This window comes from Streptomyces sp. NRRL S-37 (assembly GCF_000721605.1).
Lineage (GTDB): Bacteria > Actinomycetota > Actinomycetes > Streptomycetales > Streptomycetaceae > Streptomyces.
In genome coordinates this window covers 1-12,641 of the sequence record NZ_JOIZ01000001.1, presented here as the reverse complement: position 1 = coordinate 12,641, position 12,641 = coordinate 1, and the positions used below count along the sequence as shown (strand labels likewise).

13 protein-coding genes and 1 pseudogene are annotated in these 12,641 nt (G+C 72.7%); 10 read left to right on the top strand and 4 right to left on the bottom strand.

Annotated features, from left to right (window positions below):
* Positions 1–26 precede the first annotated feature (26 nt).
* Complete coding sequence (locus IH50_RS0100070) at positions 27–989, top strand: GlxA family transcriptional regulator (RefSeq protein WP_030855836.1); 963 nt, start codon at positions 27–29, stop codon at positions 987–989.
* A gap of 10 nt (positions 990–999) precedes the next feature.
* Positions 1,000–1,635 (top strand): DJ-1/PfpI family protein, encoded by a 636-nt coding sequence (locus tag IH50_RS0100065; protein WP_030855833.1) that lies wholly within the window; start codon positions 1,000–1,002, stop codon positions 1,633–1,635.
* Here IH50_RS0100065 and IH50_RS0100060 read toward each other — a convergent pair.
* Positions 1,622–2,377: an enoyl-CoA hydratase/isomerase family protein gene (locus tag IH50_RS0100060; RefSeq protein ID WP_030855831.1), complete on the bottom strand. Its 756-nt coding sequence runs from the start codon at positions 2,375–2,377 to the stop codon at positions 1,622–1,624. The genes IH50_RS0100065 and IH50_RS0100060 overlap by 14 nt on opposite strands.
* Positions 2,378–2,490: 113 nt before the next feature.
* Between IH50_RS0100060 and IH50_RS0100055 the strand changes: the two genes are divergently transcribed.
* A complete protein-coding gene (locus IH50_RS0100055; protein ID WP_030855829.1) occupies positions 2,491–3,153 on the top strand; it encodes an HdeD family acid-resistance protein in 663 nt (220 codons plus the stop codon).
* A 137-nt stretch (positions 3,154–3,290) separates the two neighbouring features.
* Positions 3,291–3,752 carry an ATP-binding protein gene (locus tag IH50_RS0100050; RefSeq protein ID WP_030855826.1) on the top strand — a complete coding sequence of 154 codons (462 nt, stop codon included), beginning with the start codon at positions 3,291–3,293 and terminating at the stop codon, positions 3,750–3,752.
* A 10-nt stretch (positions 3,753–3,762) separates the two neighbouring features.
* On the opposite strand, the gene idi is transcribed toward IH50_RS0100050, so the two are convergent.
* From idi to galE, 3 genes are all read right to left on the bottom strand, one after another.
* Positions 3,763–4,356, bottom strand: coding sequence for an isopentenyl-diphosphate Delta-isomerase (gene idi / locus IH50_RS0100045; RefSeq protein ID WP_030855823.1), 594 nt, complete (start codon positions 4,354–4,356; stop codon positions 3,763–3,765).
* A gap of 157 nt (positions 4,357–4,513) precedes the next feature.
* A complete protein-coding gene (locus IH50_RS0100040; RefSeq protein WP_030855820.1) occupies positions 4,514–5,452 on the bottom strand; it encodes a cation diffusion facilitator family transporter in 939 nt (312 codons plus the stop codon).
* A gap of 147 nt (positions 5,453–5,599) precedes the next feature.
* Positions 5,600–6,571 carry a UDP-glucose 4-epimerase GalE gene (gene galE / locus IH50_RS0100035; RefSeq protein ID WP_030855818.1) on the bottom strand — a complete coding sequence of 324 codons (972 nt, stop codon included), beginning with the start codon at positions 6,569–6,571 and terminating at the stop codon, positions 5,600–5,602.
* A 285-nt stretch (positions 6,572–6,856) separates the two neighbouring features.
* On the opposite strand from galE, the gene IH50_RS0100030 reads away from it, so the two are divergent.
* The 6 genes and pseudogenes from IH50_RS0100030 to IH50_RS0100005 all read left to right on the top strand — a co-directional run.
* Complete coding sequence (locus IH50_RS0100030) at positions 6,857–8,650, top strand: DUF5941 domain-containing protein (RefSeq protein ID WP_030855815.1); 1,794 nt, start codon at positions 6,857–6,859, stop codon at positions 8,648–8,650.
* The gene (locus tag IH50_RS0100025; RefSeq protein WP_030855812.1) at positions 8,647–9,399 is read left to right on the top strand and encodes a sugar phosphate nucleotidyltransferase; all 753 of its coding nucleotides are present in this window, start codon (positions 8,647–8,649) and stop codon (positions 9,397–9,399) included. The genes IH50_RS0100030 and IH50_RS0100025 overlap by 4 nt, the downstream gene beginning before the upstream one ends.
* Complete coding sequence (locus IH50_RS0100020; RefSeq protein ID WP_030855810.1) at positions 9,387–10,448, top strand: iron-containing alcohol dehydrogenase family protein; 1,062 nt, start codon at positions 9,387–9,389, stop codon at positions 10,446–10,448. The genes IH50_RS0100025 and IH50_RS0100020 overlap by 13 nt, the downstream gene beginning before the upstream one ends.
* Positions 10,426–11,205 (top strand): CDP-alcohol phosphatidyltransferase family protein, encoded by a 780-nt coding sequence (locus tag IH50_RS0100015; RefSeq protein ID WP_078913786.1) that lies wholly within the window; start codon positions 10,426–10,428, stop codon positions 11,203–11,205. The genes IH50_RS0100020 and IH50_RS0100015 overlap by 23 nt, the downstream gene beginning before the upstream one ends.
* 8 nt (positions 11,206–11,213) lie before the next feature.
* Entirely contained in the window at positions 11,214–12,086 is an 873-nt protein-coding gene (locus tag IH50_RS0100010; RefSeq protein WP_030855806.1) for a glycosyltransferase family 2 protein, read from the top strand.
* A pseudogene (locus IH50_RS0100005) lies at positions 12,047–12,641 on the top strand (ABC transporter permease); the annotation flags it as partial. The gene IH50_RS0100010 and the pseudogene IH50_RS0100005, both read left to right, overlap by 40 nt.

The window sequence follows — 12,641 nt, the reverse complement described above, 5'->3', positions numbered from 1 at the left end:
GCCGGGTACCGCCAAGAATCGACGGCATGGCGCAGCGAACCGTTCTCGTCGTCCTCTTCGACGGCGTGCAGAGCCTCGATGTCACCGGCCCCGTGGAGGTCTTCGCGGGCGCCGAGCAGCACACCCCGGGGACGTACCGGCTGAGCACCGCCTCACTGGACGGCGCTCCCGTGCGCACGACCAGCGGGCTGACCGTCGTACCGGACGGGGCGCTGGCCGACGCGCCGGAGCCGCACACGCTGCTCGTGCCCGGCGGCCGGGGCACCCGCCGGCCCGACCCGCGGCTGACCGACTGGCTGCGCCGGCACGGGCCGCGTGCCGAGCGGCTGGTCTCCGTCTGCACGGGGGCGGCCCTGCTCGCCGGGGCCGGGCTGCTGGACGGCCGTCGCGCCACCACGCACTGGGCCTACTGCGACACGCTGGCCAGGAACCACCCGGCCGTCGAGGTGGACCCGGACCCCGTCTACGTCCGGGACGGCCACGTCGCCACCTCCGCCGGTGTCACCTCGGGCATCGACCTCGCGCTCGCCCTGGTCGAGGAGGACCTCGGCCGCCAGGCCGCGCTCACCGTCGCCCGGCACCTGGTGGTGTTCCTGCGCCGGCCCGGGAACCAGGCCCAGTTCAGCGCCCAGCTCGCCGCCCAGACCGCGCGGCGCGCACCGCTGCGCGACGTACAGCAGTGGATCACCGAGCACCCCGGCGCCGATCTGAGCGTCGAGGCCCTCGCCGCCCGCGCAGCCCTCTCCCCGCGCCACTTCGCCCGCGCCTTCCACACCGAGACCGGCATGACACCGGGCCGCTACGTCGACCGGGTACGCCTCGAACACGCCCGCCGCCTGCTGGAGGACAGCGCCGACGGCGTCGAGGAGATCTCCCGCGCCAGCGGCTACGGCACCCCCGAGGCGATGCGCCGCGCCTTCGTCCGGACCCTCGGCACCTCACCGGCGGAGTACCGCCGCCGCTTCCGGCCCGCACCCGCCCACACCTGAAAGGCACCCGATGCAGATCGCCATCGTCCTCTTCGACCGCTTCACCGCCCTCGACGCGGTGGGCCCCTACGAGACCCTCGGCCGGCTCCCGGACGCGCGGACCGTGTTCGTCGCCGAACGCACCGGACCCGTGCGCACCGACACCGGCGCGCTCGCGATCACCGCCGACAAGACCCTGGACGAGGTACCGCGTCCGGACATCGTGGTCGTCCCCGGCGGCCCCGGCCAGACGCCCCAGATGGAGAACGAGGCCCTGCTGGACTGGCTGCGCGCCGCCGACGCCACCAGCACCTGGACGACGTCGGTGTGCACCGGATCCCTGCTGCTGGCCGCGGCCGGACTCCTCCGGGGGCGCCGGGCCACCTCCCACTGGCTCGCGCTCGACCACCTGAAGCGGTACGGCGCCGAGCCGACCGGGGAACGGGTGGTGACCGACGGCAAGTACGTCACCGCGGCCGGTGTCTCCTCCGGCATCGACATGGGGCTCACCCTGCTCGGCCGGGTCGCCGGCGACGAACACGCCCAGGCCGTCCAGCTGCTCACCGAGTACGACCCGCAGCCGCCCTACGACGCCGGCTCCCCGCACAAGGCGCCCGCGCACCTCGTCGAGGAGTTCCGGTCGAAGAGCCGCTTCACCCTGACGTAGGCACGCTCCAGGTGAAGCGCGGCGTCCTGCGCTCCAGGAACGCGGCGACGCCCTCCGCGGCGTCGCCGCTCTCCGCGGCCCGCTCGCCCCAGTACGCGTCCCGGTCGGTGCGGCCGTCCGCGAACTCCTTCGCCGCCGCCTGCGTCAGCCGCGACCGGGACGCCAGGATCCGGGTGAACTCCGCGACCCGCCCGTCCAGTTCGCCCCCGGACAGCACCTCGTCCACCAGGCCGGTGCGCAGCGCCCGCCCGGCGTCGATCAACTCGCCCGAGAACAGCAGGTACTTGGCGGTGGCCGGGCCCACCAGGGAGACCAGCCGCCGGGTCGCGGAGGCCGGGTAGACGATGCCGAGCTTCGCCGGGGTCACCCCGAACAGTGCCCCCTCCTCGGCGAACCGCAGATCGCAGGCGGCCGCGAGCTGTGCCCCGCCGCCCACGCAGTGCCCGCGGACCGCCGCCAGGGTCGGCTTGGGGAAGGCGGCGAGCGCCTCCTCCGCCGCCACGGCCAGCCGCTGCGCCTCGAGCGCCGACCCCTGGAGCGTGGAGATGTCGGCGCCGGCGCAGAACGTCCCGCCCTCACCGGTGAGCACCAGCACCCGTACGTCCGGATCGGCCGCCAGCGTTTCCAGCAGCGGCGGCAGGGAACCCCACATCGCGGCCGTCATGGCGTTGCGCTTCTCCGGATGGCGGATGACGACCGTGGCGACGTGCCCGGTGACGCCGTGCAGCAGCTGGGGCTCCATGCGCCGGATGCTATCCGCCCCGGTCAAAGCCCCGGCCGACGGGGCTCCGTCCGGCGGACGGCGGGCGGACGGCGGAGACTGGGACGAGGGGGAACGGGAGCGAGGAGGCAGTCATGGCCAAGTCCACCACGCCCCAGGGCGAGGCCGCGAAACTGAGCCGCGGTTTCAGCTGGCTCGCCGTGCTCGGCGTGATCCTGGTCGTCGCGGGCCTGGTCGGCCTGATCTACACCGGCCTGGCCACCCTGACCTCGATGCTGCTGTTCGGCTGGCTGCTGCTGATCGGCGGCCTGGTCGGACTGCTGCACGCCGTCCAGGCGCGGCACACCAACTTCTTCTGGCTCGGCGTGGTCGTCGCGGCCCTGAACATCGCGGCCGGCGTGGTCGTCCTGAAGACACCGGAGGCCGCGGCCGAGGCGCTCACCATGTTCGCCGCGCTGCTGTTCCTCACCGGCGGGGTGTTCCGCCTCGTCGGCAGCCTGGTGGTGCGCGGGCCGCAGTTCGGGTGGACGCTGGTGCAGGGCGCCTTCGGGCTGCTCCTGGGCATCCTGGTGCTGGCCACCTGGCCCAGCAGCAGCCAGTACGTCATCGGTACGTTCTTCTCCCTCTCCCTGCTCTTCGACGGTCTCGGCCTGATCGCCACCGGCTACGGCGGACGCCGGATCGTCGGCATGGTCTCCGACCGGCTGGCCGGCGAGAAGGAGGCCACGACGCGGGCGCCGGGGGAGGAGCCGCACGGCGGTGACCACCGGGCCGCCAAACCCGTACAACCCGAATAGTGCGCCGACCCGGCACAGGACGGACCGGAACGGTCCCGTGAGCGACCGGGGCATACGCGGACGGTCGGAAACGCTCGATATCCGCTGACTTCTGTTCAGGGGCGGGGAGCGGGACCGAGGAGCCCAACACTCGACGTGTGGTGACAATCGAGCGTGAGAGCGGCGATCCGCTGCCGTACGAAGGTGTCTGGCGATTCACCGCCCCGGCCGTCGACGCCTCGGTCCCGCAGGCCCGTCACGCCGTGCGGGAGCTGCTGCTGAGCCAGGGGGTACCGGCCGCGGACGACATCGCGCAGGGACTGCTGCTGATCGTCTCCGAGCTGGTCACCAACGCCGTACGGCACGCGGCGCTGCTGTCCCCGACGCTCGCCGTCGAGGTCGCCGTCGGGGCCGAGTGGGTCCGGGTGTCCGTGGAGGACAACCACCCCTACCGGCCCACCGCCCTGGAGACCGACCACGGCCGCACCGGCGGCCGCGGCCTGCTCCTGGTGCGGGAGATCACCCGCGAGGCGGGCGGGGTGTGCGACGTCGAGCACACCGCCACCGGCGGCAAGGTGATCTGGGCCGCCCTGCCGCTCAAGCCCGCGGGAATCTCCTAGATCCTCCAGGTCACCAACCCGCCGACGGTCCCGTCAGTTCGCGGACCGCCGGGCGGGCCGCGTCCAGGACGGTCGGGAACCAGGCCGAGAAGGTGTCCTCCGCGTGCCACTCCGCCAGCTCCGCCGGGGTCACGAACGCGGTGGTCGCCACCTCCCGCGGGTCCGGCCGCGGCGGCGACTGCACCATGCCGACGAAAAGGTGGTTGTACTCCTGCTCCACCAGGCCCGACGCCGGGTCCGGGTGGTTGTAGCGGACCGTGCCGGCCTCGGCGAGCAGCGACGGCGAGACGCCCAGCTCCTCGAAGGTCCGCCGGGCCGCCGCCGCGAACGGCGCCTCACCGGGATAGGGGTGACCGCAGCAGGTGTTGGACCACACACCGGGGGAGTGGTACTTGCCCAGCGCCCGCCGCTGCAGCAGCAGCCGCCCGCGCTCGTCGAACAGGAACACCGAGAACGCCCGGTGCAGCCGCCCCGGCGGCTGGTGGGCGGCGAGCTTCTCCGCCGTGCCGGTCGTCACGCCGTCCTCGTCGACCAGTTCCAGCAAAATCGGCTCGGCGGCGCCGTTCGACGGGCTGTTCGTCGCGGTGGCAGGTGTGATCGGCATACCCATCCTTCACTCGGTCTTCGCGCCCCAGTCTGCCGCACGAATCCGGCACTCCCGGCACTCCCGGACGCACCCGCATGTCCCCGGGGCGCCCGTACGGGGGCGGAAGGCCGCGCACTCCGGCGCACCGGCGCGCGGCGGCGCGCGCGGACCGGCCCTAATGGCACAGCCGCGCCTCGTGCTCCGCGTGCCCGCCTGGTTCCAGCTGGAAGGTGCAGTGCTCCACGTCGAAGTGGGCGCCCAGGCAGTTCTGCAGCTCGTGCAGCATCTTCTCGTGCCCGATGCTGTTCAGGACGTCGGAGCCGACGACGACGTGCGCGGAGAGCACCGGCATCCCCGAGGTGATCGTCCAGGCGTGCAGGTCGTGCACGTCCTCCACACCGTCGGTGGCGAGGATGTGCTTCCGCACCTGAGCCATGTCCACGCCCTTGGGCGCCGCCTCCAGCAGGACGTCCAGGGTCTCACGCAGCAGCTTCACGGTGCGGGGCACGATCATCAGCGCGATCAGCAGCGAGGCGACCGGGTCGGCGGCCGTCCAGCCGGTGGCCAGGATCACCAGCGCGGACAGCATCACCGCGACCGAGCCGAGCGCGTCCGCCGCCACCTCCAGGAAGGCGCCGCGCACGTTCAGGCTCTCCTTCCGCCCGCGCATCAGCAGGGACAGCGACACCAGGTTCGCGACCAGGCCGATCGCGCCGAACACCAGCGCCAGGCCGCCCTTGGTGTCGGCCGGGGTGACGAACCGCTCGATCGCCTCGTACAGCACGTAGCCGCCGACGCCGAGCAGCAGCACACAGTTGGCCAGGGCGGCGAGGATCTCCGCGCGGGCCAGGCCGAAGGTGCGGTGCTCGCTCGGCGGGTGGCCCGCGAAGTGGATCGCCAGCAACGCCATGCCCAGGCCCACGGCGTCCGTCGCCATGTGGGCCGCGTCCGTGACCAGCGCGAGCGAGTCGGCCAGCACACCGCCGACGATCTGGACCACCATGACACCGAGCGTGATCGCCAGCGCCACCCGCAGCCTGCCGCGGTACGCCGCGCTCGCCGTACCGCCGGCGGGCGCGCCGTGCGCATGCCCGTGGTCGTGCCCAGCCCCCATGAAACAGCCCCTTCCCGTGACCCCGTCCGGCTCACAGTGAACTACGGGGAGGGGGTATCCGCAACGCGGCACTGAACACCGTTGTCATCTGCTCTGACCTGCGCAAACGATCCGCAGGTCAGACGGCGGGCCGAGGCCGCCCGCCGCTCACCGGCCCTGGTGCAGCAGCCACCCCCGCCACGCCGACTCGATCATCTCCCGCACCGAGTGCCGGGCGGTCCAGCCGAGCCGCTCGGCCGCGCGGGCGGCCGACGCCACCGCGCGGGGCGCGTCACCGGGGCGGCGGCCCTCGACGAGCGGGGCCCGGATGTCGCCGGTGACCTCGCCGATGACCGTGATCAGCTCGCGCACCGAGACGCCCTCGCCGCGGCCGATGTTCACCGTCAGGTCTCCCGAGAGGTCCCCCTCGGACAGCCTCCGGGCCGCCGCCAGGTGCGCCTGGGCCAGATCGGCCACGTGGATGTAGTCACGGACGCACGTGCCGTCCGGCGTCGGGTAGTCGTCGCCGAATATGCGCGGGGCCTCGTCGCGGGTGAGCCGGTCGAAGACCATCGGCACGATGTTGAAGACACCGGTGTCGGCCAGCTCCGGCACCGCCGCCCCCGCCACGTTGAAGTAGCGCAGGCACACCGTGTCGATGCCGTGCGCCCGGCCCGCCGCCCGGACCAGCCACTCGCCGGCGAGCTTGGTCTCGCCGTAGGGGTTCGCCGGGGCGCAGGGGGCGTCCTCCGTGATGAGATCCACACCGGGATCGCCGTACACGGCCGCGGACGAGGAGAAGACGAAGCGCCCGATCCCGGCGTCGGCGACGGCGTCCAGGAGCGTCCCGAGGCCTCCCAGGTTCTCCCGGTAGTACAAGGTCGGGTGCGCCACGGACTCGGCGGGCTGCTTGCGCGCCGCGAGGTGCACCACTCCCGTCACCCCGTGTTCCGCGCACACCCGCTTCAGCAGCTCGCCGTCCAGCGACGACCCCCTGACCAGCGGGACGTCGGCGGGCAGCCGCGCCGGTACCCCGGCCGAGAGGTCGTCCAGCGCCACGACCCGCTCCCCGGCACCGGTCATGGCCCGCGCCACATGTGCCCCGATGTAACCGGCCCCGCCGGTGATCAGCCATGTCATGGTCGCCCACCCTATGCCGGACGGACCCGGCGGTCCCCCCTGTGCGGACTCGGGTGATATGCCCGTTCTGGTACGGCGGTTTGTGGGCCGGGCCCCGCATCACCGATGATGATCGCGGCCGAGGTGCGGGCGAACCGTGCCGATCCGCCCGTCGAACAGGCGGTGAACACGGGCTTCCGGGCATCCGATAACCTCTGCCGACATGCCGCCCGGAGGTACCGCACGGGCGCCTCATCGTGTACATGACCGGCGTCGACGCGTCGGCACCCAGGGAGTGAGATTCGGTTGTCGACCGCCATCCTCACCGGCCAGCCGGTCCCCGGTTCGTCACTCGAGGGCGATCTTCGCTCCCTCGGATTCGACGTGCGGACCGCGTCCGGTATCACCGAGGCCGCGGCCCTGCTCGCCGGGGTGCCCGCGGGACAGCGGGTCGCCGTGGTCGACGCCCGCTTCGTGGGCCACGCGCACGCGCTGCGCCTCGGCCTCACCGACCCCCGCTTCCCGCTCTCCGCGATCCCCGGCGCCGTCACCGCCCAGCCGGCCGGCCGCCAGGCCCTGATCCGCGCGATGGCCCGCGAGAGCTCCGCGGCCGACGCCGGACCGGCCGGCGTCACCGCCGTGGCCGGCAGCCCCGCCGACCGCGTCGTCACCGCCCTCGACGCCGAGGGCGCCGACGTGCACCGCCCCGAGCTCGGCAGCCTCGTCGCCACCGTCCCCGGCGACCCCCAGACCCGCAACGAGGCCCGGCAGGCCGTCGCCGCCGTCGACGACGAGGCCGTGCGCCTGAAGTCGGCCGTCAAGGCCCGCGACGGCTTCTTCACCACCTACTTCATCAGCCCGTACTCGCGCTACATCGCCCGCTGGTGCGCCCGCCGTGGACTGACCCCCAACCAGGTCACCACCGCGTCCCTGATCACCGCGCTCATAGCCGCCGGATGCGCCGCGACCGGCACCCGCGGCGGCTTCGTCGCCGCCGGCGTGCTGCTCCTCGCCTCCTTCGTGCTGGACTGCACCGACGGCCAGCTCGCCCGCTACTCCCTGCAGTACTCCACCCTCGGCGCCTGGCTCGACGCCACCTTCGACCGCGCCAAGGAGTACGCGTACTACGCCGGCCTCGCCCTCGGCGCCGCCCGCGGCGGCGACGACGTATGGGCCCTCGCCCTCGGCGCGATGGTCCTGCAGACCTGCCGGCACGTCGTGGACTTCTCCTTCAACGAGGCCAACCACGACGCCACCGCCAACACGAGCCCCACCGCCGCCCTCTCCGACAGGCTCGACAGCGTCGGCTGGACGGTCTGGCTGCGCCGCATGATCGTCCTGCCGATCGGCGAACGCTGGGCGATGATCGCCGTCCTCACGGCCGTCACCACCCCCCGGATCACCTTCTACGCCCTGCTCGTCGGCTGCGCCTTCGCCGCGACGTACACCACCGCCGGCCGGGTCCTGCGCTCGCTGACCCGCAAGGCCAGGCGGACCGACCGGGCGGCACAGGCGCTGGCGGACCTGGCGGACAGCGGACCGCTGGTCGAGCTGCTGGGCCGCTCGTGGGCCCGTGTCAACGTCCTCGCCGCGGCCATCGGTGCTGTCGTGGTGGCGGGCTCCGCCGTCCTCTGGGGCGCCGGCTGGCAGACCGTCGTCGGCGCCGTCGTCTACGTACTCTTCTCCGCCGCCGCCGTCGGCCGCCCTCTCAAGGGCGCCCTCGACTGGCTCGTCCCCCCGGTCTTCCGCGCCGCCGAGTACGGCACCGTCCTCGCACTGGCGGCGAAAGCGGACGTGAACGGAGCCCTGCCCGCGGCTTACGGGCTGGTGGCCGCGGTCGCCTACCATCACTACGACACGGTCTACCGCATCCGCGGCAACGCGGGCGCGTCCCCGCGCTGGCTGGTGCGGGCGATCGGGGGACACGAGGGCCGCACCCTGGTGGTCGCCGTCCTGGCGGCACTGCTCACCGCCTCCCAGTTCACGGTCGCGCTCACGGTCCTCGCCGTGGCCGTGGCCCTGGTGGTGCTCGTCGAGAGCATCCGCTTCTGGGCGTCCTCCGGGGCGCCCGCCGTACACGATGAAGGAGAACCCGCATGATCGGCCTCGTGCTGGCGGCCGGCGCCGGACGGCGTCTGCGCCCCTACACCGACAGCCTTCCCAAGGCGCTGGTGCCGGTGGGGCCCGCGGGCATAGAGGGCGAACCGACGGTCCTGGACCTCACCCTCGGCAACTTCGCCGAGATCGGCCTGACCGAGGTCGCGGTCATCGTCGGCTACCGCAAGGAGGCCGTCTACGAGCGCAAGGCCGCCCTGGAGGCGAAGTACGGCCTCGAGCTCACCCTCATCGACAACGACAAGGCCGAGGAGTGGAACAACGCCTACTCCCTGTGGTGCGGCCGTGACGCCCTCAAGGACGGTGTGATCCTCGCCAACGGCGACACCGTGCACCCGGTCTCCGTCGAGAAGACCCTGCTCGCCGCCCGCGGCGAGGGCAGGAAGATCATCCTCGCCCTCGACACGGTCAAGCGGCTCGCCGACGAGGAGATGAAGGTCGTCGTCGACCCCGCCCGGGGCATGACGAAGATCACCAAGCTGATGGACCCCGCCGAGGCCACCGGCGAGTACATCGGCGTCACCCTCATCGAGGGCGACGCCGCCGGCGAGCTGGCCGACGCGCTGAAGACCGTCTGGGAGACCGACCCGCAGCAGTTCTACGAGCACGGCTACCAGGAACTGGTGAACCGCGGCTTCCGGATCGATGTGGCGCCGATCGGCGACGTCGCGTGGGTGGAGATCGACAACCACGACGACCTCGCCCGCGGACGGGAGATCGCGTGCCAGTACTGACCCGGCTGATCCCCTCGCCGGTCGTCGTGGACATCCGCCCGGGTGCCCTCGACGACTTGGGGTGTGTCCTCGCCGACGAGCGCATCTCGCAGTCCGGCCGGCTCGCCATCGCCGTCAGCGGCGGCTCGGGCGCCCGGCTGCGCGAGCGGGTCGCGCCCTCGCTGCCCGGCGCCGACTGGTACGAGGTCGGCGGCGGCACCATCGACGACGCGGTCCGGCTGGCGAGCGACATCAAGGGCGGCCACTACGACGCGGTCGTCGGCCTCGGCGGCGGGAAGATCATCGACTGCGCCAAGTTCGCGGCGGCGCGCGTCGGCCTGCCCCTGGTCGCCGTCGCCACCAACCTCGCGCACGACGGCCTCTGCTCGCCGGTCGCCACCCTCGACAACGACGCGGGCCGCGGCTCCTACGGCGTACCGAACCCGATCGCGGTCGTCATCGACCTCAATGTCATCCGCGAGGCCCCGGTCCGCTTCGTACGGTCCGGCATCGGCGACGCCGTCTCCAACATCTCCGCGGTCGCCGACTGGGAACTCGCCCACCGCGTCAACGGGGAGAAGATCGACGGCCTGGCCGCCGCCATGGCCCGGCAGGCCGGCGAGGCGGTGCTGCGGCACCCGGGCGGAGTCGGCGACGACGGCTTCCTCCAGGTGCTGGCCGAGGCACTGGTCCTCACCGGCATCGCCATGTCCGTGTCGGGCGACTCCCGCCCCTCCTCCGGCGCCTGCCACGAGATCAACCACGCCTTCGACCTGCTCCACCCCAAGCGGGCCGCCGCCCACGGCGAGCAGTGCGGACTGGGCGCCGCCTTCGCGATGTACCTGCGCGGAGCCCACGAGGAATCGGCCGCCATGGCCGAGGTGCTCCGCCGCCACGGGCTCCCGGTGCTGCCGGAGGAGATCGGATTCACCGTGGACGAGTTCGTCCGGGTCGTCGAGTTCGCCCCGGAGACCCGCCCCGGCCGCTTCACCATCCTCGAACATCTCGACCTGAAGACCGAACAGATCAAGGACGTCTACGCCGACTATGTCAAGGCCATCGGTAGCTGAACTCCGTCCGGTCGTCCACCCCCCGGGGGTCAAGGACCGGCGCAGCGGTGAGCACTGGATGGGGCGCCTCTACATGCGCGAGGTGTCCCTACGGGTGGACCGCTACCTGGTGAACACCAGGGTCACGCCCAACCAGCTCACGTACCTGATGACCGTCTGCGGTGTCCTCGCGGCCCCGGCGCTGCTGGTGCCGGGGATCACGGGGGCCGTTCTCGGCGTGGTCGCCGTCCAGCTCTACCTGCTGCTGGACTGCGTCGACGGCGAGATAGCGCGCTGGCGGAAGCAGTACTCGCTCGGCGGGGTCTACCTCGACCGGGTCGGCGCCTACCTCACCGACGCGGCCGTCCTGGTCGGCCTCGGCCTGCGCGCCGCCGACCCGTTCGGCGGCGGACGGATCGACTGGCTCTGGGCCTTCCTCGGCACCCTGGCCGCCCTCGGCGCGATCCTGATCAAGGCCGAGACCGACCTCGTCGGCGTCGCCCGCCACCAGAACGGGCTGCCGCCGGTGAAGGAGGCCGCCGCCGAGATGCGCTCCTCCGGCATGGCGCTGGCCCGCCGGGCCGCCGCCGCGTTCAAGTTCCACCGCCTCATCCTCGGCATCGAGGCGTCCCTGCTGATCCTGGTCCTCGCGATCGTGGACGCGGTCCAGGGCGACCTGTTCTTCACCCGCCTGGGCACCGCCGTCCTGGCCGGCATCGCCCTGCTGCAGACCCTGCTGCACCTGGTGTCCGTCCTCGCCTCCAGCAGGCTGAAGTGAGCGGCGGCATGAAGGTCGGCGCGGTGATCATCACCATGGGCAACCGCCCCGACGAGCTGCGCGCCCTGCTGGACTCGGTCGCCAAGCAGGACGGCGACCCGGTCCAGGTGGTCGTCGTCGGCAACGGCTCGCCCGTCCCCGAGGTCCCCGAGGGCGTCCGCACCGTCGAACTCCCGGAGAACCTCGGCATCCCCGGCGGCCGCAACGTCGGCATCGAGGCCTTCGGCCCCGGCGGCACCGACGTCGACATCCTGCTCTTCCTCGACGACGACGGCCTGCTCGCCGGCCACGACACCGCGGAGCTGTGCCGCGAGGCCTTCGCGGCCGATCCGGCGCTCGGCATCATCAGCTTCCGCATCGCCGACCCGGAGACCGGGGTCACCCAGCGCCGCCACGTGCCCCGGCTGCGCGCCTCCGACCCGATGCGCTCCTCCCGCGTCACCACCTTCCTCGGCGGCGCCAACGCCGTACGCACCAAGGTCCTCGCCGAGGTCGGCGGGCTGCCGGACGAGTTCTTCTACGCCCATGAGGAGACCGACCTGGCCTGGCGGGCCCTCGACGCCGGCTGGATGATCGACTACCGGTCCGACATGGTGCTGTACCACCCCACCACCGCCCCCTCGCGGCACGCGGTCTACCACCGCATGGTCGCCCGCAACCGGGTCTGGCTGGCCCGCCGCAACCTCCCCGCACTCCTGGTCCCGGTCTACCTGGGCGTCTGGATGCTCCTCACCCTGCTGCGCCGGCCCTCGCGCCCCGCGCTGAAGGCGTGGTTCGGCGGTTTCCGGGAGGGCTGGGCCACCCCCTGCGGACCCCGCCGGCCCATGAAGTGGCGTACGGTGTGGCGGCTGACCCGACTGGGCCGGCCCCCCGTCATCTGACAAGCTCGTATCCGGGAACATCGGGGCCGCACCCAGGCTCTCCGGCTCATGCCAGGCCCGCCCGCGGGCCGCGCATCTCGAGGACGAAAGTTTTCCACCAGTGAGGACCGCCCAGTACAGCCAGGCCAAGCTCGGCCAGCTCTGGCAGGTGGCGACCCCGCTGCTGAACGCGGCCGTGTACTTCTTCATCTTCGGCCTGCTGCTCGGCGCCAACCGGGGCATCCCGAAAGACGTCTACGTGCCGTTCCTGGTGACGGGCGTGTTCGTGTTCACCTTCACCCAGAGCTCGGTCCTCGCCGGGGTCCGGGCCATCTCCGGGAACCTGGGGCTGGTGCGGGCCCTGCACTTCCCGCGCGCCTCGCTGCCCATCTCCTTCGCGCTCCAGCAGCTCCAGCAGCTCCTGGCCTCGCTGATCGTGCTGGTCGTCGTGATGCTGGGGTTCCGCAGCTTCCCCGACCTGTCGTGGCTGCTGGTGGTCCCGGCGCTGCTGCTGCAGTTCGTGTTCAACACCGGGCTGGCGCTGATCTTCGCGCGGATGGGCAGCAAGACGCCCGA

Bases quoted from the DNA above. Each gene is read 5' to 3' on its own strand.
- IH50_RS0100055 (WP_030855829.1), top strand. From the start codon at position 2,491: ATGGCCAAGTCCACCACGCCCCAGGGCGAGGCCGCGAAACTGAGCCGC.
- IH50_RS0100015 (WP_078913786.1), top strand. From the start codon at position 10,426: ATGTCAAGGCCATCGGTAGCTGAACTCCGTCCGGTCGTCCACCCCCCG.
- IH50_RS0100070 (WP_030855836.1), top strand. From the start codon at position 27: ATGGCGCAGCGAACCGTTCTCGTCGTCCTCTTCGACGGCGTGCAGAGC.
- IH50_RS0100010 (WP_030855806.1), top strand. From the start codon at position 11,214: ATGAAGGTCGGCGCGGTGATCATCACCATGGGCAACCGCCCCGACGAG.
- idi (WP_030855823.1), bottom strand. From the start codon at position 4,356: ATGCCGATCACACCTGCCACCGCGACGAACAGCCCGTCGAACGGCGCC.
- IH50_RS0100060 (WP_030855831.1), bottom strand. From the start codon at position 2,377: ATGGAGCCCCAGCTGCTGCACGGCGTCACCGGGCACGTCGCCACGGTC.
- galE (WP_030855818.1), bottom strand. From the start codon at position 6,571: ATGACATGGCTGATCACCGGCGGGGCCGGTTACATCGGGGCACATGTG.
- IH50_RS0100040 (WP_030855820.1), bottom strand. From the start codon at position 5,452: ATGGGGGCTGGGCACGACCACGGGCATGCGCACGGCGCGCCCGCCGGC.
- IH50_RS0100025 (WP_030855812.1), top strand. From the start codon at position 8,647: ATGATCGGCCTCGTGCTGGCGGCCGGCGCCGGACGGCGTCTGCGCCCC.
- IH50_RS0100065 (WP_030855833.1), top strand. From the start codon at position 1,000: ATGCAGATCGCCATCGTCCTCTTCGACCGCTTCACCGCCCTCGACGCG.